The sequence below is a fragment of the Pyxidicoccus sp. MSG2 genome, assembly GCF_026626705.1.
GTDB lineage: Bacteria > Myxococcota > Myxococcia > Myxococcales > Myxococcaceae > Myxococcus.
Genome location: NZ_JAPNKC010000002.1, coordinates 46,230 through 71,220 on the forward strand (window position 1 = coordinate 46,230; position 24,991 = coordinate 71,220).

At 66.8% G+C, this 24,991-nt stretch carries 25 protein-coding genes; 12 read left to right on the forward strand and 13 right to left on the reverse strand.

Translation table 11 applies throughout. The annotated features are described in order from the left end of the window. Positions 1–78: 78 nt before the first annotated feature. Entirely contained in the window at positions 79–1,308 is a 1,230-nt protein-coding gene (locus tag OV427_RS50085; RefSeq protein WP_267863644.1) for a hypothetical protein, read from the reverse strand. Positions 1,309–1,565: 257 nt separating this feature from the next. Between OV427_RS50085 and OV427_RS50090 the strand changes: the two genes are divergently transcribed. Beyond that, positions 1,566–2,696 (forward strand): PAAR-like domain-containing protein, encoded by a 1,131-nt coding sequence (locus OV427_RS50090; RefSeq protein ID WP_267863645.1) that lies wholly within the window; start codon positions 1,566–1,568, stop codon positions 2,694–2,696. Positions 2,697–2,699: 3 nt separating this feature from the next. Next, the gene (locus OV427_RS50095) at positions 2,700–3,299 is read left to right on the forward strand and encodes an imm11 family protein (RefSeq protein ID WP_267863646.1); all 600 of its coding nucleotides are present in this window, start codon (positions 2,700–2,702) and stop codon (positions 3,297–3,299) included. A gap of 44 nt (positions 3,300–3,343) precedes the next feature. Here the strand turns inward: OV427_RS50095 and OV427_RS50100 are convergent, their stop codons facing one another. The 7 genes from OV427_RS50100 to OV427_RS50130 form a co-directional block, all read right to left on the reverse strand. Beyond that, positions 3,344–4,126, reverse strand: coding sequence for a DUF2270 domain-containing protein (locus OV427_RS50100; RefSeq protein WP_267863647.1), 783 nt, complete (start codon positions 4,124–4,126; stop codon positions 3,344–3,346). A gap of 194 nt (positions 4,127–4,320) precedes the next feature. Further along, on the reverse strand, positions 4,321–5,226 hold the full coding sequence (locus tag OV427_RS50105; RefSeq protein WP_267863648.1) for a hypothetical protein: 906 nt from the start codon (positions 5,224–5,226) through the stop codon (positions 4,321–4,323). A 333-nt stretch (positions 5,227–5,559) separates the two neighbouring features. Then, positions 5,560–6,399, reverse strand: coding sequence for a hypothetical protein (locus OV427_RS50110; protein ID WP_267863649.1), 840 nt, complete (start codon positions 6,397–6,399; stop codon positions 5,560–5,562). A gap of 167 nt (positions 6,400–6,566) precedes the next feature. Further along, positions 6,567–6,776: a hypothetical protein gene (locus tag OV427_RS50115; RefSeq protein ID WP_267863650.1), complete on the reverse strand. Its 210-nt coding sequence runs from the start codon at positions 6,774–6,776 to the stop codon at positions 6,567–6,569. 382 nt (positions 6,777–7,158) lie between these two features. After that, positions 7,159–7,368 carry a hypothetical protein gene (locus OV427_RS50120; RefSeq protein ID WP_267863651.1) on the reverse strand — a complete coding sequence of 70 codons (210 nt, stop codon included), beginning with the start codon at positions 7,366–7,368 and terminating at the stop codon, positions 7,159–7,161. A gap of 370 nt (positions 7,369–7,738) precedes the next feature. Next, on the reverse strand, positions 7,739–8,350 hold the full coding sequence (locus tag OV427_RS50125) for a DUF4145 domain-containing protein (RefSeq protein WP_267863652.1): 612 nt from the start codon (positions 8,348–8,350) through the stop codon (positions 7,739–7,741). A 651-nt stretch (positions 8,351–9,001) separates the two neighbouring features. Further along, positions 9,002–10,182 (reverse strand): IS3 family transposase gene (locus OV427_RS50130; protein WP_420718392.1). Its coding sequence is split into 2 segments (ribosomal slippage): positions 9,002–9,912 and positions 9,912–10,182, totalling 1,182 coding nucleotides; the frame shifts between segments, so codons are not numbered across the junction. 628 nt (positions 10,183–10,810) lie between these two features. On the opposite strand from OV427_RS50130, the gene OV427_RS50135 reads away from it, so the two are divergent. Then, positions 10,811–11,035 (forward strand): hypothetical protein, encoded by a 225-nt coding sequence (locus tag OV427_RS50135; RefSeq protein ID WP_267863654.1) that lies wholly within the window; start codon positions 10,811–10,813, stop codon positions 11,033–11,035. Positions 11,036–11,595: 560 nt separating this feature from the next. Continuing rightward, a complete protein-coding gene (locus OV427_RS50140; RefSeq protein ID WP_267863655.1) occupies positions 11,596–12,975 on the forward strand; it encodes a hypothetical protein in 1,380 nt (459 codons plus the stop codon). A 344-nt stretch (positions 12,976–13,319) separates the two neighbouring features. On the opposite strand, the gene tcmP is transcribed toward OV427_RS50140, so the two are convergent. Both tcmP and OV427_RS50150 read right to left on the reverse strand, forming a co-directional pair. Continuing rightward, positions 13,320–14,522, reverse strand: a complete 1,203-nt coding sequence (gene tcmP / locus OV427_RS50145; protein WP_267863656.1) for a three-Cys-motif partner protein TcmP — start codon at positions 14,520–14,522, stop codon at positions 13,320–13,322. A gap of 3 nt (positions 14,523–14,525) precedes the next feature. After that, positions 14,526–15,329 carry a DUF5131 family protein gene (locus OV427_RS50150; protein ID WP_267863657.1) on the reverse strand — a complete coding sequence of 268 codons (804 nt, stop codon included), beginning with the start codon at positions 15,327–15,329 and terminating at the stop codon, positions 14,526–14,528. Positions 15,330–15,900: 571 nt separating this feature from the next. Here OV427_RS50150 and sigZ point away from each other — a divergent pair. The 8 genes from sigZ (at position 15,901) to OV427_RS50190 (ending at position 21,919) form a co-directional block, all read left to right on the forward strand. After that, on the forward strand, positions 15,901–16,500 hold the full coding sequence (gene sigZ / locus OV427_RS50155; protein ID WP_267863658.1) for an RNA polymerase sigma factor SigZ: 600 nt from the start codon (positions 15,901–15,903) through the stop codon (positions 16,498–16,500). Between the two features lie 83 nt (positions 16,501–16,583). Next, a complete protein-coding gene (locus OV427_RS50160) occupies positions 16,584–16,913 on the forward strand; it encodes an ArsR/SmtB family transcription factor (RefSeq protein ID WP_267863659.1) in 330 nt (109 codons plus the stop codon). Positions 16,914–17,002: 89 nt separating this feature from the next. Beyond that, complete coding sequence (locus tag OV427_RS50165; protein ID WP_267863660.1) at positions 17,003–18,487, forward strand: FAD-dependent oxidoreductase; 1,485 nt, start codon at positions 17,003–17,005, stop codon at positions 18,485–18,487. A 9-nt stretch (positions 18,488–18,496) separates the two neighbouring features. Then, the gene (locus tag OV427_RS50170; RefSeq protein ID WP_267863661.1) at positions 18,497–19,738 is read left to right on the forward strand and encodes an MFS transporter; all 1,242 of its coding nucleotides are present in this window, start codon (positions 18,497–18,499) and stop codon (positions 19,736–19,738) included. Between the two features lie 285 nt (positions 19,739–20,023). Further along, positions 20,024–20,221: a GNAT family N-acetyltransferase gene (locus tag OV427_RS50175; RefSeq protein ID WP_267863662.1), complete on the forward strand. Its 198-nt coding sequence runs from the start codon at positions 20,024–20,026 to the stop codon at positions 20,219–20,221. A gap of 121 nt (positions 20,222–20,342) precedes the next feature. Then, a complete protein-coding gene (locus OV427_RS50180; RefSeq protein WP_267863663.1) occupies positions 20,343–20,915 on the forward strand; it encodes a hypothetical protein in 573 nt (190 codons plus the stop codon). Then, positions 20,915–21,271 (forward strand): ArsR/SmtB family transcription factor, encoded by a 357-nt coding sequence (locus OV427_RS50185; RefSeq protein WP_267863664.1) that lies wholly within the window; start codon positions 20,915–20,917, stop codon positions 21,269–21,271. The genes OV427_RS50180 and OV427_RS50185 overlap by 1 nt, the downstream gene beginning before the upstream one ends. Positions 21,272–21,541: 270 nt before the next feature. Then, the gene (locus tag OV427_RS50190; protein WP_267863665.1) at positions 21,542–21,919 is read left to right on the forward strand and encodes a DUF305 domain-containing protein; all 378 of its coding nucleotides are present in this window, start codon (positions 21,542–21,544) and stop codon (positions 21,917–21,919) included. Between the two features lie 66 nt (positions 21,920–21,985). Here OV427_RS50190 and pstA read toward each other — a convergent pair whose 3' ends face one another. Genes pstA through OV427_RS50205 form a run of 3 tightly spaced genes read right to left on the reverse strand, consistent with a single transcriptional unit; the run spans position 21,986 to position 24,919 of the window. Next, the gene (gene pstA, locus OV427_RS50195) at positions 21,986–22,894 is read right to left on the reverse strand and encodes a phosphate ABC transporter permease PstA (RefSeq protein ID WP_267863666.1); all 909 of its coding nucleotides are present in this window, start codon (positions 22,892–22,894) and stop codon (positions 21,986–21,988) included. Positions 22,895–22,902: 8 nt separating this feature from the next. Continuing rightward, a complete protein-coding gene (gene pstC, locus OV427_RS50200) occupies positions 22,903–23,805 on the reverse strand; it encodes a phosphate ABC transporter permease subunit PstC (RefSeq protein ID WP_267863667.1) in 903 nt (300 codons plus the stop codon). 31 nt (positions 23,806–23,836) lie between these two features. After that, a complete protein-coding gene (locus OV427_RS50205) occupies positions 23,837–24,919 on the reverse strand; it encodes a PstS family phosphate ABC transporter substrate-binding protein (RefSeq protein ID WP_267863668.1) in 1,083 nt (360 codons plus the stop codon). Between the last annotated feature and the right edge of the window lie 72 nt (positions 24,920–24,991).

A 24,991-nucleotide genomic window follows, 5' to 3' on the forward strand; every position in this document is an offset into this window, starting at 1 on the left:
CGGTGATGGGGAGTTGCGAGGTCCTAACAGTCCACAAGCGGCACGGGCATCCAGGCGGTAGGACGGCGGAGGTTGGGGTCAGAAGTCTAGGAGCCGAACGGTCCACATGAGGATTCTGCCGCCTTCGTTGACGAAGCACCGAAGAGGCCCGTCCGCCGAGGAGAGGAGAGCGATTCGTCCCTTACCTCCAGCTACGAAGGTGGCGGCGGCACGGTGGCGCGAGCCATGCCTTCGCATGTCGTAGGGAATATCTTTAGTGCGATCTTCGGGGTCGAGCACCTCGTACACATCGCCATATTTCGATTTGGAGGGGACCTCGTATTGAGCGCCGAGGATGGTGAACCCGGGCCCTAGAAGGACGGCGTTGTCGATTGCGGTGAGGCGCCCGATGAAGTGGTGCCATCGCGCGAGTTCCGCCAAGGTCGTTTCGAGGTCAAAAAAGAGGGCGCTGCGCTCGGCTGTCACGGTGAGTGGACTTGCAACCTCGAGTTTGCGGAGGGCGGAGTCCAGTCGAAGGGCCTCCTTCAGCAGGTCGCGAAGGACGGTTCGATTTCTGACCGGAAGCTTGAGCGCATGTGAGTCAGCCGTGGAGAGGCGCGTCGGAAGGAAGAGCAGCAGACCGCCATGGCCGGTGCGGTTCATGGCGACGGCGAGTTGCTGGAAGGTGTCGCCTACCGGCGAGCGGAAGAAGCGGAGGTGGTTGAGGTGCAGGGGGACCACGAAGGTTTTGAGTGCCGTGCTGGCGGGGCCGCTGAGGAGTGACAGGCCGGGGGGAAGGCGGCGGCCGCGCTCGTAGCGGAAGAGTTCATTGCCCGCGTGGGCGATGGTGACGGAGCCGGGCGAGTCCGTGCCGAGAAGAAGAGGGAGGGTGCGGCTGGAGGTGAAGGGGCGTCGCTTCGCGATGCCGTCGATACGGAGCTTGTCGGCAGGACCACCGACGACAAGGAGGGAGTGACCATACTCTGCGAGCGGAGCTGCCTTGATAAGCGCTGGGATGTTGAAGTCGCGTCGCGCAAGTTGAAGGACGTCCCAGAGATGCTCCCGCGGTGGAGAGGTTGACGGCTGCTCAGCGGCTGCGAGGCCACGAGCGCCGTCGGGGTGCCAGACAAGGGCGACGCGCGTGGCCTGCTTCTCTTCGGTTCCGAGGCTCGCGAAGAAGAGAGCCCGAGCAAGCGCGAGGAGGACCTCGTCGTCGCGGTTGGAAACGTCAATGAAGGTCAGGGGCGGTCTTGCGCGAAGCCACGTCTGGAGGGCCTCGTCGATGTACACAGGTGTCGATTGGAGGGTCTCGTCACTGTACTCAGGCATGGACATTCCTCAGCAGAGAAGCGCCCTCAGTGGAAGACGGCGTCGGGGGCATTCGCTGACTTCAACATCGCGGGCGTCGATTCAGCACGCGGCGCAATCAGGCACGCACTGGCTCCCCAGGAGTGTCCAGATGGCGCGACCTCCGAAAGTCCACCCCTGGGGTACAGCATGTTGGGCAGGGAGCACCTGCCTGCCCGCTAGCGCGATTCGGCAGTGCCCTGCAAGTTGTCATCGTCGTCGCCTCTCGGAGGCGTGCCATGCCGAAGGAGAACACCACCCTTGTCAACGGGCTGAGCCCGGTGACGAAGGAGAGCGGCGGGACGGTGGTGGGGTTTCCGGACGTGTGCAAGGCGCCAGGGCCAGGCGGGCCGGTGCCGGTGCCATTCCCCAACATCGCAAAGAGCGAGGACCTGGCGGGAGGCTCCAAGTCGGTCACCATTGGAGGCGCGTCCGTCGCACTCTCCACCTCGTCGATTGCGCGCTCCAGCGGGAATGAGGCCGGCACGGCGGGGGGCGGCGTTGCCTCTGGCAAGACGCGGGGCGCAGCACACCCGGTGACGTTCTCCTTCGACGTGCGGATTGAGGGGAAGCCCGTCGTGAGGAACCTGGACCTCTTCACGCTGAACGACCGCAACACCGCGCCGTTCCCCATCATGCAGCCGCAAGTCTCGCGCCCGGCTGCGGTGCGCGTCGAGGAGCGGGAAATGTCGCGGCCGGTGGAGCTGTGCGCGTACTGCAGGAAGGAAAAGCACGCCTTCGACACGAAGGGCCGCGTCGGCGGCAACCTCGGCAGTTCCGCGGTGCTCGGGCGCAACATGCTGGAGGGCCGAGAGCTGTCGTCGCACCTCTGGTACGCGGGGCCGTTCTCGCTGGCGGCGCACCACCTCATCTGCCTGGAGGCACTGGAGAATGAGAAGTGGGCGAAGTACTGCGTGCGCTACGGCTACCATCCGGACCGAAAGCAGAACGGCGTCTTCCTGCCGATGCGAATGGTCATTGCCTGCGAGCTGCACGTAGCTGTCCACCGAGGTAACCACGCCGAGGGCTATGCGTTCGACGTCCATCTGCCGTACCCCAAAGCGGTGATGCAGGAACTGCAGAAGATTGATGGCCTCTTGGAGCGTGGCGCGTTCTGCTCGGACCCTGCCAAATTCCTTCGAATGCTCGATGCTCTCAGCGCGAAGATTCTGGCCAAGGTCGCAAGTTTCACGTGGACACTCACCCGGGACGGACTCGACTACGCACCGGGCGGGAAGGGATGCTCGGGACTCAGAAGCATCCGGGAGAAGCCGAGCTCCGACGCATGCCCCCGGGAGAGGCGGCATCGCCAGAAACACGCAGTAACAGGCAGCCCCCTGACGGGACGTCCCCTTCGCATTGGAGAGTGAGCGATGCAAACGGACTACTTCGTCATCGAGTCAGCGCCGAACAATAGCCACCCGCTCCTCCAATGGGACGAGGAGGTGGTGGGCTTTGGGAGACCGGAGCCCGTCGCCATTTCGCACCCCGTGCGGCTGAGGCTAGGCTCTCCAGTACCGCGGAGCCCCGTGATGGTGGACCACCACAGCCTGCCGCAGCCGGTGTTCTCCGCTCGAATCAGGGAAGCACTCGAACCGCTAAGCCTCCACGGCGTTCAGCTCGTGCCGGCCGACGTGAAGGTGAAGCAGGACGACGTGCGGCGCTACTGGGTGTTGCACGTCTACAACGAGATTCACTGCCTCGACCGGGAGCGGTCCGTCTGCACGTTCTATCCGGAGGAAGACGTCGTGCTGAGCCTGGACTCGCTGGTGCTGGACGAACGTGTGTTGGCGGAAATTCCGCTGGAGCGGCGGCTGCTGTTCGTGCTGGCGGAGTCCATAAGTACCTACGTGTTTCACCGCTCCCTGGTGGAGAGACTGCTCGCGCTCACACCACCTGCGGACGGCATTCGCTTCGTCCGTGTGGACAGGTGGAACGACTCCGCGGGCTTTCAGGACGTAGCCGTGCCGTAGATGAGCCGGCGGGGCGGGAGCTGCCCAGCTCTTCTGCCTGCCACTCAGTGCTCAGCGGAGGATGCCGGGCGCGGCGGCGGGGGGCGGCGGCGGGTGGGCGCGCGGCGCTTGTGGATGGCGTAGGGCCGGTAGAACGACTCCCAGAGGGCGGCGCGGCGGCCCCGGGGGCGCGTGCGCAGCTCCCCCATGGGGGCGCGGATGAAGAAGGAGGAGATGAACAGGTAGGTGGCGGCGATGGTGAGGAAGACCAGGAAGGCCATCACCACGGGGCCGGGGAGCCAGGCCACATGGGCGCGGTACAGGAACTCGGCGAAGTCCTTCGGCGGCTTGGGGTGGCTGTAGACCTTCACGAACCACGTGGCCATCAGGACCATCAGGATGGGCCCGTAGGCGCGGTTGAGCCGCGTGGAGATGGCGGAGAAGAGCGACAGCTGGATTTGCGGGCGGGACATCTCCACCGCCAGTTCGCGCATCGCGTCCGGGTCCAACGGCTCGCGCCGGAGCATGGGCGCCCACCAACCGTCTTCCAGCAGACGGACGCGGCGGTTCCACAAGTCGTAGTACCGGTAGCGCCGCGCCTCGATGAGGAGGAACGACACCACCATCCAGATGCCCACGAGGAAGGTGACGTGCGAGCTCTGCGGCGTGGCGAAGCCGAAGGAGATGACGGCCGCCGTCGTGGTGAGCGCCCAGTTGGTGGTGGTGTCCAGGCGCGTGCGCCACGTGTCGGAGCGGCTCAGCTCGCCACGGAAGAGCTGTGCCATGGCCTGCTGCGAGAGCCAGGGTGGCTCCATCAAGTCGTTCTTGTTGCGCTCGGTGCCTGCCATCCGTCCCTGCAAGGTGGGACTGCTTGCCTGGGAGCGCAACGCGGCCAGGGTTTCCAGGGGCACGGACTAGAGGGAGGAGGCAGGCAGGCGCCCCGTTGAATAGCGGGCGAGAAGGGCGCCGTCCTTCAGCCGCAGACGTCTGCGATGGCTCCGAGGCGGAAAAGGGACCTTCTCGGAAGCGCTGGTGGTTCCGATTACGAGGACACCACCACCTGAGTGACGCCCGGGGCCACCCAGCGCCGGGCGGAGTAGCCCGCGATATACAACCACTTCACCGCGCGGTTGCCGGGCCCATGCCGCTGGCGCTTGAGGTGCCCGCGCACCAGCACCTGGTCGGCGAGCCGGCCGGCTGTCCCGTCTACGTCGCTTCCGGGACCAGCAGGGGAGGGGGCTCGGGCCACGCGCTCCTCGTCAAGGTACACGTGCCGCACGTGGAGGCCCTCGGCGGCGCCGCCGCCTTTCTTCACCCGCCGAGCCGTGTCGCGCTGGCGCTCCTCCTCCACGCGCAGGGGAGCACCTTCGGCGTCGAGGAGCAGTCCCAGCACCACGGCGAAGCGGGCGGCCTCGCGGGCCCACGCCTCGTGCGTGGACATGTCGTCCACCAGGGGCGAGCCCATCTGCCGCGTGCCCTCCTCCAGTTCCTCCCCCGTCCACCGCGGGCGCCAGTGGACAACACGGCACCAGCCGGACGCACCCAGGCCCAGCAGGAAGGTGGTGTTTGGCTCAACCTCGTAGCCAGCCAAGGCAACGGTGTCACCCCAGAGGCGTTCGCCCGCTTCAGGGCGCCGAACCTCCAGCATCCACGGGCCCCGTAGCAGCCGGGATGGGGAGTCCGGCAGGGAGTGCAGGTCGGTCTCGCCTACCTGCCGTGCAGCCGCGGGCCTTACCTGGTGGGCGACAAGGCGCGTCCGTCCAAGAATCGCCAGGGCGGCCATGTTGACGAGTTCTGGGCCACTCGTCAGCGCGGTCGGTCCCCAGCAGGCAGCGGCCACGGTGGGAGCGGCCTCGCGGAGGAGGAGCGCGTCGGGAACCTCTCGCGCGTAGGGGAGTGCCTCCATCACCAGCTCGAGCATCGTGGCATATCCATCCTGCCAGCTCATGTGTCCTCCGGGGGCTTCCAACCGCGTGTCTTGGCGTACTCCACGGCCGCCTTGCAGAGGGCCCCAGACGTGCTCGCGCTGTGCTCGGCGTCCGGGTGCGCGCGCAGGTCGTCCACGAGGAAGCGGACAGCCGAGTCGGCAACCCGTGTGAGACTGACTTCGGGCTTGCGCACCACCGAGCCCTTTCGGGCTCGGCGCCTTTCGGGTGGGGTCTTCGACGAGTCGTGTGCCATCTCTGCTGAACGCCTCTCGGTAGTTGCGAAGCTATGACGCGGGAGGGAGTCCAGCAGACCCATCACGAGGAGTCGACGGCAGAGCGGAGAGTGGTGCGCGTCAGGCCTGGGCCTCCATGCTCGCGGCGTCCGGGATGTCGCGCTGCAGGTCGGCGTCCCAGTGGAGCTCGAGGTCCGGCTCATCTCCCCAATCCATCTCCCAGTAGAGCTGGCGCCAGCCGTGGAGGTGGTGCCAGCCGCGCGCGCGCGCGGCTGCCTCCAGGTGGTGGGCGGCGTCCCGGAGCCCGGGCCACGGGGCGCATGCGGCCAGCACGTGCGCGGCCCGCCACACATCGCCGCGCTCGTCGTAGGAGCCGCGCTCCCTCTGTGCCTCAGAGAGCTTTCCGAGGTCATCCACCAGGGCATGCACCAGCGCCGTCGCGCGGCGCCGCTGGGTGGCGACGGCCACGCCGGCCGTACCCATCCCCGGCGCCACCGTCGTCAGCGCCTCCGTGAGGGCGGACAGCAGTTGCCCGGCCTCCAGCGGGGCGTCCTCTCCGCACACGGCGACGCACTCGCGGCGCGACACCTCCTGCGCGTCCGCGGGAAGTCCCAGCTCGCACAGCGCCAGCGTCACCACCTGGCGAGCCGCCACCTCGGACAGGCCCGAGCCCCACACGACGTCGGGCCTGCGCTGCGTCTCCAGGTGGCAGTCGCGCTGCGTCTCCAAGGCGGTAACTCTCCAGCCGTCTTCGTACAGCCCGAGGACGAGGTCCACGGAGCGCTCCGGGCTCTGGTTTCCGCCCGCGTACCCGACGCGGGGCGGCTCCAACCCCTCAAGATACCACTCGACCTGCGCGCCCGGCAGCCTCCAGCGCGCGTCCTCCTCCTCCCACGTGGGGCCGCCCGCCCAGGTCGGCCGGGAGAGGTACGTCCGCATCTGCTCGCTCAACGTCGTCATCGGCATCTCCGTACCCGCGCGCGGCGGGCTGTGTGTTGTGGGCCGGACTGCGCCGGCATCGCCCGGAGGCATCGGCGTGAGGGCCGCGAAAATGGGACTACGAAAGCAGCTGCCCGTTTGTCGGGTGGTGTCTTGGTCGGTGTTGGGGCTCTTGAGGCCGTCCTGAATCACTGCATCGACCGCTCACGCGACACGCGGAGTTCGTCATTCTCCTGCGCGCGGAGCATCTCATCGCAACTCCAGCACGGCGCCTGCTCCCCCGCGGGCAGCTCTGGGTAGTCCTTCGACTTCCAGTTCCCCAGCGCGGAGAGGCACTCCTCGCATACGGGCCGGCCGTCGTCATCGCGGCGCGTTCCGGTGTGGATGCTCGCGTCCACCCAGTCCACACAGCCAGTGTGGCAGCGGTGGACCGTTCCGGGGTGGGCTCCGCTCCCCAAGGTGCCGGTAGAGGTTCGCAGGTTCAGCACGCCGAGCGTGGCGCCTCCGTCCTCGCCACATACGGGACAGACACGGCCAGCTTGGTGACGCGGGTAATCTGCGCGGGCTGGCACCAATTCGGCAGAGACAACTCCGTCCAGCGCGAACCCGCAGAGAGCGAGCGCTTCCAGTTTCAGGTGCACGGCGGTTGCTCCTCCCGGCCAAGCCGGGGAACCACGAGGTTTGGAGCGCCCAAAGGCATCAACGCGAGAGGACTGCATGGGACGAGCGTCACATGCCCGTCACGCTGCAAGGGCTGCCCCGGGCAGGAATGGCGACCGCTTACAGCCGGTGGGCGCGCGTCGCCACCCACTCACAGCCACGGTGGTGGACGTTCCGCAGCTTCACCCAGGCTTCGTCTTCGTCCTTGGGCGGCACCGCCGCCGCGTCGCGTGCCGGCACGTCTGCGGCGCAGTAGGCGCACTCCACCGTGGCGTCGTCCGTCTCCAACACCTCGGCAACCTCGCCGCTACGTGTGCCGCGCACCAGCATGGCAACCTCGCGTGCTCGACGCGGCAGGAGTGCCGCCGTCAGTGGGGAAACAATAAGGCCGGCCTTATCTACTGTCAATAGAGCCGGCCTTGTTGCAGAGAGGAGAAGAGCACGGTTGCAAGACGGAACGTGTTCCCGGCCATCCTCTGCGGGCGCTGCGAAGAAGAGCGCCACGGTGGACGGGAGTGCCGGCAACGGCACCGCGCCATGGATTCGCGCCAGCTGGTGAAGGTCGCCCAATCGCGCCGGCACTCCTGCGGCGTTCGCAGAGTTCGAGCAGCGGCCGCATATCTGCGGGCCGCATCGACGAGGGCCGCAGTGGGGGTGAGCGCCTTGGTGCTGAGGGAAGCGAGGCGCGGAACCTATGAGCTCACCGGCTTGAAGACGCCTGAGCGGGGAGGACGTAGAGGACCTTCAGCAACATGGTGGTGAACGCCATGGAGTCGGTCGCCTTCTCCTTGGTGCAGAGCTGAATCCTGTGGTTGGTCTCGTTGCCGAGGTCCCGAATGCGGTCGACCCAAGAGGCGTAGGTGCGAGGAACCGTGTTGCTCGTGAAGAGGTACTCGAGGGCGGTCCAAAATCTCTCCAGGGCCTTTGCGGGGGCACCTCTCTCAGCAGCGATGTGGAGGAGGATCTTCCGCGTGAGCATCACCGCAGCAGTGAAGGCAGAGGCAGCCATGCAGTGGCGCGCTTCCTCGTAGAGAGTTCCGAGGTCTGCGGGAAGGCCGGGGAGGGGCTCGCCAAATGAGGGAGGCGGGTACTGTCGGTCGAGCTCGGGGCGCTGCAGGAAGGTCTCGATGAACGTCGGGTAGTTGCAGTGCTCGCAGAACCTCAGATGGCCAGTGACATTGACGACGGCAAAGGTGATTTCTCCCGACGCGTTCTCTTCAGGAGGGAGCGAGTAGTGCCGCCGGGCTTCCAGACCTTCGGCACCTGGGCTGCGGTCGCCACACCAGCCGCAGACGTAGGGGCGGGGTTGCAATGGGGGGCCCCAGGCCTTGGCACCAACGGTGGACGACGAAGGGACGCGTGGGGGGATGCGGCTCATCGGTAGCGCTCCGAAAAAGGCAAGAGGGGAAGCAACCTTCGACCGACGAAAGCCGGGAGTATTCCTGACTGCGGGCTGACGCCCGCTAATCACCGCTTAGCGGGCGTCAGCGCGGAAGGGAGTTTCAGTAGAATCTCCACACCCCTTAGCAGGCGTCAGCCAGGAAGGGAGTTTCAGTAGAATCTCCAAGTACACACAAAGGCCGTCCGGGCAGGCGGTTGGATTCAATGTAGGGCAAGCCACCACCCAATTAGCCTTGACAGGAAGAGGGGACGGCGACCTCGCGAATTACCATGCCCATCTGACCAGCCTTGGCGAACCCGAAAGCGCCCGGGCGCCAAGCGCGATCTCCAGGTCGGCATTGGGGTGGCCGTCCGCATGGCGGTTGGTGCAGACGAAGACGTGTCGCTCTAAGAACGAGGGCAGCGGGTGATTCGACCGGCTCCCGTCCAAGGTCTTGGCGCCGGCGCGGGCGAGCTCGGCTGACTTCAGCGACCGGGTTTCTGCCCTCCGTGCTGACAGGTGACAGGAATTCGGTACAACGACTGTGAGGTTGAGCGTCACCCGCTTCGGTGGACAGGTTGACTACGCTGCATTCCTCTGCACCTCAGCCGTGCGCTCGTACTCGGCGGGGCTGACGTAACCGAGTGAGGAGTGACGGCGCCTGCGGTTGTAGAACACCTCCATGTACTCGAACAGCGCGAGCTTCGCCTCCTCACGCGTCCGGAAGCTGCGTGTGTGGACCAGTTCCATCTTCAGGCTGCTGAAGAAGCTCTCCACCACGGCGTTGTCCCAGCAGTTGCCCTTGCGACTCATCGAGCAGGTGATGCCACGCTCAGCCAGCCGCGCTCGGTAATCCTCACTGGCGTACTGACTGCCCCTGTCGGAGTGGTACAGCGCGGGGGCCTCACGCCCCGTGAGCGCCATGTCGAGAGCCGCGAGGACCAGGTGGCGGTCAATGCGCTCTGCCATGCTCCAACCCACGACGCGGCGGCTGAAGAGGTCCAGCACCACGGCCAGATAGAGCCAGCCCTCGGCAGTCCACACGTAGGTGATGTCACCCGCCCAGGTTCGGTTGGGCTCCGGAGGCCGGAAGTCGCGCGCCACGACGTTGGGGGCGACCGGATGGGTGTGCTTGCTGTCGGTGGTCCGCACGAAGAGGCGTCTTCGGCGAGCCGCCAGGCCCTCCTGTCGCATGAGACGCGCGACGCGCTTCTCAGAGACGCGGCGGCCCCGCGCGCGCAGCTCCGCATGGACGCGCGGGCTGCCGTAGGTACCGCGGCTCTCGCGATGCACGGCTGCCACCTCCGCGGTGAGTTCGCGGTCGCTCTTCTGGCGCTGGGACTCGGGCCTCTTTGCCCAGGCGTAGTAGCCAGAGCGGGAAACACCCAACTGGCGGCACATGAAGACCACCGACAGGGAGGCCTTCTCCGCGTGGATGAAGCGGAACTTCACTTCATCTCCTTCGCGAAGAAGGCGGCCGCATTTTTTAACAGGTCTCGCTCCATCTCGAGCTGGCGCACGCGTTTGCGCAGCCCCGAGAGCTCCGCTCGTTCCTCGCTGGTGAGCGCGCCCGGCTTGCCATGACCCTGGTCCGTCCTGGCCTGCTCCACCCACCTGCGGAAAGCCGTTTCGGTCAGGTCCAGGTCCCGCGCCACTTCCGCGACGGACTTGCCCTCCTCCAGCACCAGCTTCACCGCCCCGGCCTTGAACTCCGGGCTGAAGCTACGCCGCTGCCTCCTGTGTTTCTTCTCGCTCTCCGACATCGAGCACCCTTCCATCACATCGAGGGTGTCCACGGAAGCGGGGGACTCTCAGGTCTCAGCTCGTGGAGCTGCGCCGAAAGTAGAGGGGTCGGGCGAAGATACGGGTGAGCAGGTCAGGTGGAGCTGATCGCTTGCACGAGCGACTCTATGCCCCGGGCGAACAGAGATGGCGCGGCAAAGAGGGTTTCCCTCGACTGGACTTGCGTCCGGACGAACGCAGTCCAATACACGGAGCCGGCGCGGCCTGGGATGCGGCGCCGAAATTTGAGGCGTGGAACAAAGCTTGGGTTGAGCAGCTGAAGCTGCTCGGTTCGCTATCAGGAGAGTGGGGGGAAGCATCACCAGGTGGGGACGACACGCGGTTTGGACCGCCACGGGAAACGTGTCGTTTGCACGGGGGGAGCGCGCACCTGGCCGCTCTCGTCCAAGGTTCGGACGCCACCGCCCCGGGCCCAGTTTCTGACCGGTCCAGCGGAGTTTACATAATCCACGTTATACGACACCAGTAAAATCGAGCACTTATGTAGTCACGCACGTTATCACGACGTCAAGAAGATCACTCCGCTTCTTTCTCCCACAGGCATCGAACACCCGCATCCCGCGGGGGAACGCCTGTGAGGAGATGTTGATGACGAAGTACAAGATGAAGGTGCGCCGCCTCGTTGAGGCGGCACTAGACGTGGCGAAGTTCAGCTCCGAGTGCTCGGAGCTGGAGGCCGTGCTCCTCTCCAGCCTCGCCGGGGAGCTGCAGGAGCAGTTCGGCCTCGATGATTCGGCAGCCTTCAGCGCCGCCGAGCGCCTCGCGGAGGTAGCGCGCGAGCGCCTTGCGCTGTGGCGCTGTCACGGGCTGTAGCGAACCCCAGAGGCGACACCGGACGCGCTCCGGCGGCGCCCCTGGTCTCCTGGAACACCCTGCCGGCCGCACCACCTCGGCCCGCCCAGGCGGACCATATGCACTGCCCCGCAACGAGTAAGCTGTCGGCCCATGTTTTCAGGAGGACGCATGCCGCGACGTCAAACCCACGTCCCACAGGAGCCGATGGTCTGTGACTTCGCCAACTCGGCTGTCTTCTCGGCGGGCCCGAGTCCCAGTGAACCGTGCTGGGGAAGCGTCCGACGCGTCGAGGAAGGCGTCTACGGGTGCAGCGGCCACTGGAAAATGCTGGCCGGGGCCGGGCCATATCAGCCCGACCCGTGGCGCAAGACGCCGCCTAGCACCTAGAGGTTCGCTGAGGAGAAAGCGGCCCAAGAGTTCCCCAAAGAGACCTTATCAGACCCAACGTTGCGACTGCGGCGCATGGCTCCACCGGCTGCTGGCGCTCGGCCTTCCATCCTTCCTTTGATCACTAGCCTCCTGTCCTGTTGGATGCGCCGGCCCTGCCCGTCGGCGCTCCGGGCCGACTAACGCGGCTCATGACCATGTCCGACCCGGTGCGTCCGCTCTCGAAGTGCCGATTCGACGCGCTGGCGGGCTATACCCGCCAGCCTTTCATCGTGCAGTTCATCCAGGAGGTCGGTTGGTTCGCGACGCACGACGAACGGCTCCTTGGGGTGGTGACCTGGGACCCCATCGACCGTGAGTTTGGGTGGGTGGCGCTCGGCCGGGACGAGCGGCTCTGTTTCCGCGCGGTCGCGGTCAACGCCTCGCTGCCCACGGTTCAGGCTGCGCGCGACGAGCTTGCCGCAGCGCTCGCCGCGCGCGCCGCAGAACCCGACACCGCCTTCCACCAGGCCGATGCCCGGGGCGCACCGGTCGACTTCTTCGCGCCCCTCGCGCCGCTGGCGCGACTTCACCCGACCTTTCGGGTGCTAGTGGAGAACGAACGCTACTCGCCCGCCCGCGAAATCATCGCGGCGATGATGCGGTTCTATGACGATCTCGACGGCAACTTCGTCGAGCAATTCCAAACGACGGCCTTCGACGCTCGGCTGTGGGAACTCTATCTCTTCGCAGCATTCGCCGAACTCGGCTACGCCCGCGAAGAGGCGCAGGTCCCCGATTTGGTGCTGCGCGGCCCTCTCGGCAGCCTCGCGGTCGAGGCGACCACGGCGAACCCGCCCAACGCCGCGCCAGCGAACCTGCCCGCGCCCCCCGACGCCTTCACTGCCTATCTGCAGAACTACGTGCCCATCAAGCTTGCCCGGGCGCTCAGGCGCAAGCTCGAGCGCCGCCCACCCTACTGGGAGGCGCCCGCGCTCAGGGATGCTCCGTTCGCCATCGCGCTCCAAGACTTCCACGGCCCCGGGATGATGCGCATGGTGGTGCCTGCGGCGACCGAGTATGTATTCGGCGTGCGCCATAGCTTGGTCGACGGTGCACGGCGGATCGAGCGCATCTCTGAGCATCGCTTTGCGGGCGCTGTCGAACCATCGGGCTTCTTCCGCCTGCCCGGTGCCGAGAATGTCAGTGCCGTCATCGTCAACCCGCAGGGCACGATTACCAAGTTCAACCGTATGGGCTTCCTCGCCGGGTTTGGCAGCCGCCGCGTCCGGATGCTCCGCACCGGCGTTCGTCGTGGCGAGCGCGACGCTGACGGGCCGATGCCGAAGCCTTTCGCTCACGAGGTGCACGCGCCGGGATACGACGAGAGCTGGATCGAGGGCACGGTGGTGCTGCATAACCCCTCCGCGCGCATCCCGCTCGACCCGGCGCTCCTTCCGGGTGCCAATCACGAGTTCCTGCAGGAGGACGGTGTCATTCTCTCGCTCCTGCCGGACTTCCACCCCTACTTCTCGCAGACGGCGATCGCGCTCGACTCGGACCCGTACCCGAACAGGGCTGACGAAGGATGACCGGAGTGTGGACGCAGGCGCTGGACCTGCGGCTCGGCGCCGAGAGCAAGGAGATGCTCCCACAAGCGGGGGCAGAGCCGAAGCCACAAGAGGCGAGCGTGGCGCCTAAGGCAGCAGCGCAGGCGGAAGCGAACAAGGAGCGGCCGCCGCGAGCGGCTCGGGCCGGGCTGCACCCCAGGACGCACCTGAAGGGTCCCCTGGGGTTCGCATCCCCGTGTTCTACCGCGCGATACGCCTCTGCCCGCGTGGTCGTCAAAAGTTCGCCAAATCCATCTTATTGGACATTGTATTGAGCCGAGGACAGAACTCTTGCAAGCACGCGTGCGGAGCCTAGAGCGCGCGGTTCAGCGCTGGCCTGCGCGCCAGACAAGATTAACCCCTTGGCGCAGCTTCGGAACGCGTTCGCGATCACCAAGGCCTTCAATGGTAAGCAGGCCCTCTTTCTTCCAATCGGCGAGCCACCGCTTAACGTCCTGCTCCCACGTGAGCGGCGCAGCGAGTGCGAACGCCCAAGCGTCGTCGTACAGAACGCGTACCTTCTGCTCAAGCATCCTGCGCAGCCCCTCCCGAGCCTTCGTGAGGTAGCGGTCGCGGAGTTGCTCGTAATAGTCCGACTTCGGGTCATCGCGTCGGCCAAAGAGGACCAGTTCGTTCTGGCCGGAGCGCTCCACGCGGTTATGACGTTGAGCATTGGCGCGGCGCGCCTCCATCTCATCCATCGCACTTTGCTCGGCGTCCTTGAAAACTTCGACCCCCTTCAGTCCGCGAGTCGCGTAAATAAGATGGAAATGCGTGGTGGCGCTAAGCGGATTGAGCACAACCGCCGTGCAAACGTGCTTGAACCGGCCCGTCCGTTTGACGTTTTGGACGTAGGCCCGAACGAGCCGGTCTTCGCGGTCCTGCTTGGCCAGCCCAATAATCTCCTCACGAATCTGGCCGCTTCCGAAGAGACGCTCGAAGGACTCGCGATGCACCTCCTGCGGCGAATTGACAAACCGCCGGATGTACTTGGTCATGAAGTTGATCAGCACCTCGCCGGGCTCCAATTCCAGCAGAGGGCGAATCTCGTCCATCGCAAAGCCCGTCCAGCCCGTGGGGTCGATAAAGATGAAGGGAAAGCCACTTCTTCCTCCGGCCCTAATGAATCGGAGAATCTCGGGGATGGCCTCCTCAAACTCACAGTTCTTTGTGCACACGTCGGCGTCAGATGTAGTCTTCGCGAAGTCGTGAAGATGCTGGTACGCAGCCCGGTTCTTCTCGATGAAGAAGCAGCGAATGCCCAGCTCGATCTCGCGAGCCTTCAACGTGTCGCGCGCCCTGCGTAACTCATCGAGTGCGATGGCGAAGGAGCTATCCTTGAAGGCCGACGACTGCGTGTTCCATGGACCCGAGAAACCATCCACGTACGTGATGGGGCTCCATTTCGAGCCGACGATGCGCGCGAAGCGCTCAAGGTACTTCCTCAAGATGAAGTGCTTGACCCAAGATTGGTCGCGGCCATCGTAGAGTTCCTGCGCATCGGCGTCCCCCCGCTCGTCATCGCGCATCCGTCACGCTGCCTTCCCGTTGGATTCAACAACTGCGATTGCCTCCAATCGTCGCTCACGGTCCATCACGGGAGCAACCCAGGGTACGTCAGGAAGGGCATCGTAGGTCCTGCCATCCAGTTCACGGCCAGTCCGGCTCTTGTGGACGCCGCCCCATTGCTTGAAGAAAAAGGGCACGCGCGCGCTGCGGCACTGGTCCCTCACAGATGTGACCCACGCCTTCAGCAGGGGGCGAGCACCAGCGCCGCTTTCGCCTCCGACAATCACCCAGTGGATCCCGCTCAGCTCGAAGCGACCGAGGTCTTCAAGCAGAGGCTCGACAGAGAGGAAGCGCACACGTGCTGGGGCAGAACGCAGATGCTCGACTCGCGGTAGGCCGTAGCGTCGATCCTCCACGCTGACCCCCCACCAGATATGCGGGGCATCCGCCGCGAACCGGAGCTTTGTCTTCAGTAGGTCGCGCAGTCGTTCCGAGCGCTTGGTGAGAACTTGGTAGGTGTGCCAGTTCGCCACCGTCATAACTCTGACGACGGAAACGATGTAGCTGTCGGGAACGTCCTTGTGGAAGAGGTCACTCATCGAGTTGACGAAGACCTTCCGTGGCGTTGCCCATCGCAAGGGCTCGGCGAGCTTCTCCGGCACGAGGCGTAGGTCAAATCCCTGCTCGTAGGGGTGGCTGGGCACACCGCGGAACCGTTCGGCGAAGGTCTCGGCGTAGCAGTGCTTGCAGCCAGGGGAGATTTTGGAGCAGCCGCGAACAGGATTCCACGTTGCGTCCGTCCATTCGATCTTCGAGGTGGCTGCCATGTGTCTCGCCCTTGAGGTCTGAACCAGCGTTCAGCCTACCACTCCCCGTTCGGGGATGGCCGCTTGGTATTCGTGTTGGGCGACTCCGCTAGGTCGGTCCCAGTCGACATCACAGCTCATCCTCGCCCCCGGTCTCCTCGTCGATATCCTAGAGGAGAGGTCTCGCAAGGGTCGACGGCAGCAGCGCCCTCCGCCGTGCCGCCATCCTGTCCTGCTTCGCGAGCTGCGTCCTTTTCGCCCTCCGCCCGTCTTCTCCAACGAAGCCCTGAACCCACACCGGAGAAGACGCCATGACTCGCACTCCCCCCAATAGCCCCACCATGCCGGAAGCGGCCCGCCTGCCGCCGGAGCCCTCCCTCTCTGGTCCGCACACCGCAGCCACCTGCTGCTCGTCGCAACAACAGGCTGTGTGCTGCGCGCCGAGCGAGAAGGCGGGCTGCTGCGGTCCGGCGACCAGCACGCAAGGCACTTCGAAGTGCGGTTGCCAGTAGGTACCAGGCCGAGCACCGTTATCCTCCGAGGCGGGCGCAACCGCCCACTCACCTCGCCCACTCCCAGCCCCGAGCGTCACATGCAGCCCCAGCCCCCACCATGGAAGGAGTACCGAGACCAGTTGGTGCGCTTCGTGCGGCGCCGCGTGGAGGACCCACAGGCAGCAGAGGACATCGTCCACGATGTCCTCATCCGGGCCTACGCGAGCCGTGAGACAGCGCGCGAGCCACGCAAGCTCCAGCAGTGGCTGTACCAGAGCACCCGGAACGCACTGGTGGACCATTACCGCGCGCGTAGGCCGGCCGAACCCCTTCCCGAGGAGCTCGCAGAGCTGGAGGAGGACCGGGGCACGGCACGAGAGGAGCTCGCGCGGTGCCTTCAGCCCCTGCTAGCCGCGCTGCCGGCGCACTACCGCGAAGCGGTGGAGCTGTCCGAGCTGCAGGGATTCACCCAGGCAGAGACGGCGCGCCGGCTTGGCCTCTCTCTTTCTGGTGCCAAGTCGCGCGTGCAGCGAGGGCGCGGGCGGCTCGAGGAGGCGCTGCTCGCCTGCTGCCGCGTCGAGTTGGACAGCAGGCGGAGCGTCGTGGACTTCGAGCCCCAGAGGAGAGACGTGGGGGCGCAAGGGAAGACTCCACGCGCGGTGGGCGCGGCGCGGTCATGCTGCCGCCCGTCCCCCTGAGGCTGGAACGCCCGGGCGCCGCGAGCCGCCGCTACGGCAGAGGTCACATTGACAAGAAACGATGCATCGCCTATCTACGATGCATGGCACGCCTCACACCGGTCAGCGTCTTCAAGGCCCTCTCGGATGAGCACCGGCTGCGGATGCTGAAGTTCATCACCACCGCGGACGCGGCCTGCTGCCGCACCGGCGAGGGAGTGTGCGCCTGCGACGTGCAGGAGTTCATCGGCCTGGCGCAGCCCACGGTGTCGCAGCACCTGAAGATTCTCGTCGACGCGGGCCTGCTGCACGTCGAGCGCCGCGGCAAGTGGAACTACTACACGCTCGCCAGCGAGGGCTTCAGCGTGGCCCAGAGCGTCCTCCGCGGCTACACCGCCGAGAGCACCCCGAAGCCCCGCGCCGCTGCAGGCTAGTCCCGCGCCTCCCTACCTCGGCGGAGTGACATCTTCGCTTGCGTCAATACATCGTCACACTCGAATGTGACAATACATAGGAGCATGACATGAGCACCGAGCACCTTCCCATCGTTGTCATCGGAGCCGGCCCCGTGGGGCTGGCCGCCGCCGCCCACCTGGTGAAGCGGGGTGAAACGCCCGTCGTCCTGGAGGCAGGGCCCGAGGTGGGCCACAACGTGCGCGCCTGGGGGCACGTGCGCCTGTTCTCGCCCTGGCGCTATGTGGTGGATTCCGCTGCGGCCTCCCTCCTTGAGCCCACGGGCTGGCAGGCCCCGGACGCCGAGGCGCTGCCCACCGGCAAACAGCTCGTGGAGCGCTACCTCGTCCCCCTCGCGGCCACCGTGCAGCTAGCGCCGACGTTGCGGCTTTCTACCCGTGTCCTCTCCGTCACCCGTCAGCGGCGCGACAAGCTGAAGGACACAGGCCGCGACACAGCGCCCTTCGTCGTCACCGTACTGCGAGAAGGCGGAAGGGAGGAGCGCATCGAGGCCCGCGCGGTCATCGACGCATCCGGTACGTACCAGACGGCCAACCCGCTCGGCGCGAGCGGAGTGCCTGCCCTCGGCGAGGCGGCGCTGGCGACGCGCATCTTCTACGGCATCCCCGACGTGCTGGGCGCCCACCGTGCACGGTACGCCAGCCGGCGGGTGCTGGTGGTGGGCAGCGGGCACTCCGCCTTCAACGCCCTGCTGGACCTGGCGCAGCTCGCCCGCGAAGCGCCTGGCACGCAGGTGGTATGGGCCTTCCGCCGGCCGGAGGATGACCGGCGGCTCTTCGGGGGCGGCGGGAAGGACGCGCTATCAGCCCGGGGAGATTTGGGCACCCGCACACGAGCGCTCGTCGAGAGTGGCAAGGTGCGCCTCGCCCCGGACTTCCACCTGGAGGCATTGGAGGAGACGGCGGAAGGGTTGGTGGCGAGCGACGGCGAGCGCCGACTGCCGGCCGTGGACGAGGTGGTCGCCACGACGGGCTTCCGGCCGGACCTCTCCCTCTCGCGGGAGTTGCGCCTGTCGCTCGACGTCAGCGTGGAGGCGCCCAGCGCCCTCGCGCCGCTCATCGACCCCAACCTGCACTCCTGCGGGAGCGTGCCGCCACACGGGGAGGCGGAGCTCCGTCACCCGGAGTACGGCTTCTACGTGGTGGGGATGAAGGCCTATGCGCGCGCGCCCACGTTCCTCCTGCTGACGGGCTACGAGCAGGTGCGCTCGGTGGCGGCATACCTCACGGGAGACGTGGCCGCGGCGAGACAGGTGCACCTGGTGCTGCCAGAAACGGGGGTGTGCTCCACGGATTTCCGGGAGGAGGCCAGTGCCTGCTGCGCGGTGGAGGATTCTCCTCGTGCTGCCTCGGAAGGGTGTGCTGCCGGGAGCTGCACGTCGCCGTCCGTCGCTGTCGCCGCCCGGGAGCAGGCGGGTGGATGCTGCTCGAGCGCCACCTCCCTCGCGGCGCCGTCGAATGGGCAGGGGGACACACCTGCAGCCGCCGCGCTCCCCTTCCTCGCGTCCACGGGCGCGTCGAGCTGCTGCCAGTAGAGCGCAACGATGCGAGTCGCACTCACCCTCCCCCGCCTCCCGCAGCTCGACAGCGGGTGGCGGCTGGCCTGGACATTCGCCCTCACCGAGACGGTGTCCTATGGCGTCCTGCACTACGCCTTCTCCGTCTTCATGGTGCCCATGGAGACGGAGTTGGGCTGGAGCCGTGCGGCCACCGCGGGCAGCTTCTCCTTGGGCCTGCTTGTCTCAGGGCTCGCCGCGCCGTGGGCGGGGGCATGGGTGGACAGGCACGGCCCGCGCGCGTTGATGACGGTGGGCTCCACCCTCGGCGCGGCCCTCGTGCTGGCCTGGGCGCACGTGCAAACGCTTCCAGCGCTGTACCTCATCTGGCTCGGGCTCGGGCTGGCGCGTGCAGCGGTCCTCTACGAGCCGGCATTCGCCACCCTCTCCCGCCTCTCCGCCCCGCGACGTGCGCGGGCCATCGCACTCGTCACCGGAGTGGCGGGCTTTGCCAGCACCATCTTCCTTCCCTTGGCAACCTGGCTCGTTGCGTCCCTGGGGTGGCGAGCGGCGCTGCTGCTGCTCGCCGCCATTCTGGCGGTGGGCACCGCGGCGCCACACGCCCTGTGGCTGGGGGATTCGAGTCGGAGCGTCCTGCATGCGTCCGAGGAGCTCGCAGGCCGTGCCCCGGCGTCTTCGTCCCCAACCCACAACGCCTCCGTGAGGTGGCTGGCGCTTGCCTTCGCGCTGTCCTCGCTGGTCGCCTCGGCAGTGCATGCGCACCTCGTCTCCTGGCTCCTCCAGCGAGGGCACTCGGCCACCTTCGCCGCGGCGGCGGCGGGAGGGTTGGGCGCGGCGGCCGTAGCGGGCCGCCTCGTCCTCCTGGCCCTCAGCAATGGCGTGGCGCCATTGAGCCTCATGCGCGCATTGTGTGTGGCGCAGACGCTCGCGTTGGGGTGCCTCCTCCTCTCGGGCTCCACCGGTGCGTGGGCTTTCGTGGCGCTCTTCGGCGCCGCAACCGGGACGCTCACTCCGACACGAGCGCTCCTGGTGGCAGAGATGTTTCCCGCGGCATCCGTCGGCCGCCGAGCGGGCCAGGTGGGGCGCATTGCGACTCTGGGACAGGCGCTCGGCCCTTGGGGGGTAGGCCTTCTCAGCGCCTGGGGGCTTGGAGAGGAAGGGATGCTGCTGTTGCTCGCCGCCCTCTGTCTGCTTGCGGCAGCGGCGGTCCGGGGCGAGTCGTCCGTGGACGCCTCGCCCCCTGCTTCAGAAACCAGGAGCGTGTCATGAGTCAGCTCACGCCTCGCCTCGCGGCCCTGTCGGACGCGGCGGCACTTTCCCACATCAACAACCAAGGCATTGAGGACCGCGTCGCCACCCTAGAGGCGAGGCCGCGCAGCACGGAAAGAGGTGCGAGGCGGGTTCGACGGGCGGCGCCCCTCGTCGCGGTGCAGGCGCAAGGCCGTGTGGTGGCCTTCGCTTCCACGTCCACGTACCGGCCCCGCGAGTGCTACGCGGAATTCTCCGTCCATGTCGCCCGGGAAGTCCGAGGGCGAGGGGCGAAGGCGTGTTGCCATGGAAGCGCTCCTCCAGACTGCCGAAGCGGCGGGCTTCTCTAAGCTCGTCTTGAGGGTCTTCGTGGAGAACGAGGCCAGCCGGGCGCTGCTGCGGGCCGTGGGCTTCCGAGAGGTGGGCGCCTACCACCGGCACGGGAAGCTGGAGGGAGCCAGGAAGTACGTGGTCATGGTCGAGCGGCTCTTGAGCCCGGCGTGACTGGAGGCAGCCGGCCGCGCCGTCCCCTGCCCGCCAAGCGCGAAACGCTAAAAGTGCCCTTGATTTCGTGTGCATCCAGATGCACATATGCATCTAGGTGCACACGTCCATAGGAAGACTCATGGATTCCAATCTCGTTTTCGCGTCGACCATCCTGCTGCTCGCCTTCGTCGTCCTCTCCGTCGTGGACGGGGTGTACCTGCACCTGTGGCGCTACCGTCTCCATGCGCGTGCGGAGTCGCAGCGGGAGCACTGGCTGCACACGGCCCGTGCCCTGCTCTTTCCGCCGATTCTCGTGACGCTATTCCTGGCGCCCCCGCAGGGGTTCGTCCTGTGGCTCGGGCTGGCGTTGGTGGCGGCCGACCAGTGCATCGAGCTCTTCGATACCTTCTCCGAGAAAGATAGCAGGGCGTCGCTCGGCGGCCTGAGCTCCTTCGAGTACTCGCTCCATGTCGTGCTCACCACGCTGCGGGTAGGTGCGCTGGCGCTGGCGCTGGCGGCGGTGCCGCCCGAGGCATGGCACCTCTGGGCATCCACCAGCGCTGCGCGAGAGCATCCCGAGTTCGTCCGCTCCGCGGTGGAGTTCCTCCTGCCAGGTGCCTTCGTGGCTGCCGTCGTCCACGTGTGGCTGGGGTGCCGGTGGTCGGTGGCGCCGACGTGCCGCTGGGCTCGGGCCCTGGGGAGGGCGGGCTGATGGCGCAACGTGTGGCAGACGCCCGGGGCCGGAGCATTGACGAGCTCATTGCGCTCCTGGACTCAGGCTTCCTGCGAGCGCTCACCGAGCCCGCGCGGCTGGAGCTCCTGAAGGTGCTCCTCCGCCATGGCCCCGCCGACGTCGGAGCCATCGCCGCACACCTGCCGCAGGACCGCTCCGTCATCTCACGCCACCTCAAAGTGCTGAGCGACGTCGGCATTGTGCGCGCACGACGTGACGGGCGGCACCGCATCTACGAGGTGGATGGCCCGTCCTTCCTCGCGTCGTTCGAAGGACTTCTCTCGCGTGCACGTGAGCTCGCGCCCATCTGCTGCCCGCCCTCCTCCGGCACGTAGCGCTGTGTCACGGCTCGCCCAGGACATGCGAGAGCCGCGAGGAGGCCCAGTCCAACCTGCTGCGCGCTCGACTCGAGCGCACCCGGCAGCGCCAGCGCCGGCGGGTGCTGCACGCCGAGGCGTGGCCCCTGCGTGCAGCCCCTGAGTCGGCTGAGCGGCCGGCCCCTTGCTGCGCCCCTGCCCACCCCATGCGGTCGCCCCCACAGTGAGCCGCTTGGCGGGGCGCGTGCGCTGCGTGTGCACCTTCTCCTCGCCAACCAGGAGGAACACATGCGCAAGGCGCTGCAGGTCGTGATGGCGGGGGCCCTCGGCATGTCGGCGCTCGCCTTTGCAGGTGACAGCTCCGCTGGACCCGCGAGTGCAAAGTGGGAGTCCGAGGAGCTGCGTCAGACGATGCTGCGGGGGACCCGGGAGATGCAGACGATGCAGATGTCGGGTGACGTCGACTACGACTTCATCACCGTCATGCGAAAGCACCACCAGGACGCCATCGCGCTGGCCGAGATGGAGTTGGAACTCGGCACGGACCCGCAGGCCAGGGAGCTGGCTCGCCGGATTCGCGACTCGCAGAAGAAGGACCTCGCGGACTTCAGGCGCTGGCTCTCCCAGCACGACCCGCAAGGCACGGGCGGCAGTGGAACGCCGTGATGCGTGCCGCCGTGTGCCACCTCTGAGAGTCTTCCAGCTGCCGGGGAGCGCTTCATCTTCCTGGCGCTACTCCACCCTGCGCGCCAAGCGCATTCGCATCCAGATGGCCATGCCGTTCAGCACCAGCATGAGGGTGAGCAGCACCACGATGCCCGCTGCCGCGTTGACGTGAAAAGCCGCCTGGGGACGGGACACCCAGTTGAAGATTTGAATGGGCAGCGCGGTGAAGGCGCTATTCACGGAATCCGGAAGGAATGCCACGTAGGTGAGCGCGCCAATGGTGATGAGCGGCGCCGTCTCGCCAATGGCCCTCGCCAGGGAGAGGATGATGCCGGTGAAGATGCCCGGCAGGCATGCAGGGACGACCACCCGGTACGTCGTCTGCCAGGAGGTGGCCCCCAGCGCGAGGGACGCCTCGCGGTAGGACCGGGGGACGGTACGCAGCGCCTCGCGCGACACCATGATGACCATGGGCAATAGCAGCAGCGCCAGTGTCGCAGCGCCGGCCAGCAGACTGCGGCCCAGCCCCACCACCCGGACGAAGACCTCCAAACCCAGCAGGCCGTAGATGATGGAGGGCACGCCTGCCAGGTTGGCGATGTTCAGCTCGACGAGCGCCGTGAAGCGCCCAGGCCGTGCGTACTCCTCCAGGTAGATGGCTGCGCCCAGGCCCACCGGGATGGCTAGCATCGCCGTCAGACCCATGAGGCACGCACTGCCCACGAAGGCGGGAAGGATGCCGGCCAGCTCCGCCTTGCGGGAGGGGTAGCTGGTGAGAAAGTCCCAGCCCAGCCGTGGCAGCGCCTGCCAGAGCGCGCTGCCAAAGAGGATGAACAGCAGCAGCAGCGGCAGCGCCAGCGCCACGAGACAGAGGGCGCGAAAGCGGCCCTCCGTCCAGAATCCGCGGCGCCGCCGCTGCCGGGGGATGGTGGCACTCGCCTCGCTTCGGACGGCCTGCGTCAGAGTCTGCTCCATCGGCGGGCTCACAGGGTGCCTCCCTTCTGGATGCGGCGGCGCAGCCGGTGCGACAAGAGGTTGAGGCCGAGCGTCATGAGGAACAGGGTCATCCCCACGGCGAAGATGGTGCGGTACTCCAGCGTGCCCGTGGGCGTGTCTCCCAGCGACACCTGGACGATGTAGGCCGTCATCGTCTCCACCGGCACGCGTGGGTCCAGCGTCAGGCGGGGCTGCTGACCTGCCGCGATGGCCACAATCATCGTCTCGCCGATGGCGCGCGAGACGCCCAGGATGACGGAGGCCGCGATGCCGCTGGTGGCTGCCGGTACGACGATGCGGAAGATGGTCGCGAGCTTGTCGGCCCCCAGCGCATAGGACGCCTCGCGCAGCCCCATGGGCACGGCGTGGATGGCGTCCTCGCTGAGGGAGGCGATGACGGGAAGAATCATCACTCCCATGACGATGCCCGCCCCCAGCGCGTTGAAGCCGGACAGGCCGGGAATGAAACGCTGGAGGAAGGGCGTGACGGCCATGAGGGCGAAGTAGCCGTAGACGACGGTGGGCACCCCAGCCAGCAGCTCCAGAAGCGGTTTGACGATTCGGCGAGTACGGGGCGCGGCGAATTCGCTGAGGTAGATGGCGGACAGCAGCCCGAGCGGGATGGCCACCCCTACCGCGATGGCCGTGGTGAGGAGCGTGCCAGACAGGAGCGGCCAGATGCCGAAGTGCTTGTCGGCGAATAGCGGCGTCCACTCGGTGTCGAAGAGGAACTGCGCGAGGGACACCTCGCTGAAGAAGCCGGCTGTCTCCACCACCAGCACGGCGATGATGCCTGCCGTGGTGACGATGGAGACGGCCGCGCACAGCAGCAGGAGGGAGGAGATGCCCTTCTCTGACAGCACGCTGGAAAGTCGTCGTCTGGAAAGCATGCCTCACCTCCTGCCTGTCTACGGCGTGGGACTACTGCTGCGCCTGCTGGCCCTCGCTGGTGGCTTCCTTCGCCAGGAGCTGCTCGATGGAGACGCCGACCTGGCTTCCCTTTCCGCCGAAGAGCGAGCCTGTCTTGCGCGCGTCCACCCGGGCCTGTGCCAGCGAGTAGGCATTCGTGGGCAGCGGGATGTAGCCCACCTCGGGAACCAGCTTCTCCGCGTTGGCGGTGTAGAACTTGACGAAGCGGCCCACCTCGGGCCGCTCCAGCGACTTCCTGGCCACGTAGATGAAGATGGGGCGGGAGAGCGGCTGGTAGGTGCCGTTGCGCACCGTCTCGCCGGAAGGCGCAACCGGGCCGGCGCCGTTGTCCGCCTTCTCGTCGTCGATGGGGACGAGCTTCAGCTTGTCCTTGTTCTCCGAGTAGTAGGCGTAGCCGAAGAAGCCCAGCGCGTTCTTGTCGTTGGCGATGCCCTGGACGATGACGTTGTCGTCCTCGCTGGAGGTGAAGTCACCCCGGCTGGAGTGCTCCTTCTTGACGATGGCCTCGGTGAAGTAGTCGTAGGTGCCCGAGTCCACGCCCGCGCCGTAGAGGCGCAGCTCGGCGTCCGGCCACCCCGGGCGCACGTCGCTCCACTTCATCACCTTTCCCTGGGCCTCCGGCTCCCACATCTTCTTCAACTCGGCCACCGTCATGGACGTGGCCCAGGTGTTGGCAGGGTTTACCAGGACGGCCAGGCCGTCATAGGCGATGGGCAGCTCGATGTACTCGATGCCATTCTTCTGGCACAGCTCCACCTCGCTGGGCTTGATGGGCCGCGAGGCGTTGGAGATGTCCGTCTCCCCATTGCAGAACTTCTTGAAGCCGCCACCCGTGCCGGAGATGCCGACCGTCACCTTCACCTCCCGGCTGGCCTTCTGGAACTCCTCGGCCACCGCCTCGGTGATGGGGTACACGGTGCTGGAGCCGTCCACCTTGACGGTGCCCGAGCCCATCGTCGCGGGCTTGGCTTGCGCGCCCGTGCTTGCTCCATCCCCGGACGGGGCCGACTCCTTCTTGCATCCTCCCAGTCCCACCGCGATGGCCACTGCCGCTGCCGTATACGTGCGCCGCATGGTGAAGCTCCTTTCGCTGCTGCTCCTGCGTATTTGAACGGCTGAACTCGAACAGGCCCTCGCGACAGACGT

Coding starts and splice junctions, on each gene's coding strand:
- OV427_RS50205 (WP_267863668.1), bottom strand. CDS start 24,919: ATGCGGCGCACGTATACGGCAGCGGCAGTGGCCATCGCGGTGGGACTG.
- sigZ (WP_267863658.1), top strand. CDS start 15,901: ATGCAGCCCCAGCCCCCACCATGGAAGGAGTACCGAGACCAGTTGGTG.
- pstC (WP_267863667.1), bottom strand. CDS start 23,805: ATGCTTTCCAGACGACGACTTTCCAGCGTGCTGTCAGAGAAGGGCATC.
- OV427_RS50160 (WP_267863659.1), top strand. CDS start 16,584: ATGGCACGCCTCACACCGGTCAGCGTCTTCAAGGCCCTCTCGGATGAG.
- OV427_RS50190 (WP_267863665.1), top strand. CDS start 21,542: ATGCGCAAGGCGCTGCAGGTCGTGATGGCGGGGGCCCTCGGCATGTCG.
- OV427_RS50135 (WP_267863654.1), top strand. CDS start 10,811: ATGACGAAGTACAAGATGAAGGTGCGCCGCCTCGTTGAGGCGGCACTA.
- OV427_RS50085 (WP_267863644.1), bottom strand. CDS start 1,308: ATGCCTGAGTACAGTGACGAGACCCTCCAATCGACACCTGTGTACATC.
- OV427_RS50095 (WP_267863646.1), top strand. CDS start 2,700: ATGCAAACGGACTACTTCGTCATCGAGTCAGCGCCGAACAATAGCCAC.
- OV427_RS50090 (WP_267863645.1), top strand. CDS start 1,566: ATGCCGAAGGAGAACACCACCCTTGTCAACGGGCTGAGCCCGGTGACG.
- OV427_RS50165 (WP_267863660.1), top strand. CDS start 17,003: ATGAGCACCGAGCACCTTCCCATCGTTGTCATCGGAGCCGGCCCCGTG.
- OV427_RS50175 (WP_267863662.1), top strand. CDS start 20,024: ATGGAAGCGCTCCTCCAGACTGCCGAAGCGGCGGGCTTCTCTAAGCTC.
- OV427_RS50180 (WP_267863663.1), top strand. CDS start 20,343: ATGGATTCCAATCTCGTTTTCGCGTCGACCATCCTGCTGCTCGCCTTC.
- OV427_RS50110 (WP_267863649.1), bottom strand. CDS start 6,399: ATGACGACGTTGAGCGAGCAGATGCGGACGTACCTCTCCCGGCCGACC.
- pstA (WP_267863666.1), bottom strand. CDS start 22,894: ATGGAGCAGACTCTGACGCAGGCCGTCCGAAGCGAGGCGAGTGCCACC.
- OV427_RS50120 (WP_267863651.1), bottom strand. CDS start 7,368: ATGCTGGTGCGCGGCACACGTAGCGGCGAGGTTGCCGAGGTGTTGGAG.
- OV427_RS50100 (WP_267863647.1), bottom strand. CDS start 4,126: ATGGCAGGCACCGAGCGCAACAAGAACGACTTGATGGAGCCACCCTGG.
- tcmP (WP_267863656.1), bottom strand. CDS start 14,522: ATGCGCGATGACGAGCGGGGGGACGCCGATGCGCAGGAACTCTACGAT.
- OV427_RS50185 (WP_267863664.1), top strand. CDS start 20,915: ATGGCGCAACGTGTGGCAGACGCCCGGGGCCGGAGCATTGACGAGCTC.
- OV427_RS50170 (WP_267863661.1), top strand. CDS start 18,497: ATGCGAGTCGCACTCACCCTCCCCCGCCTCCCGCAGCTCGACAGCGGG.
- OV427_RS50150 (WP_267863657.1), bottom strand. CDS start 15,329: ATGGCAGCCACCTCGAAGATCGAATGGACGGACGCAACGTGGAATCCT.
- OV427_RS50140 (WP_267863655.1), top strand. CDS start 11,596: ATGACCATGTCCGACCCGGTGCGTCCGCTCTCGAAGTGCCGATTCGAC.
- OV427_RS50105 (WP_267863648.1), bottom strand. CDS start 5,226: ATGAGCTGGCAGGATGGATATGCCACGATGCTCGAGCTGGTGATGGAG.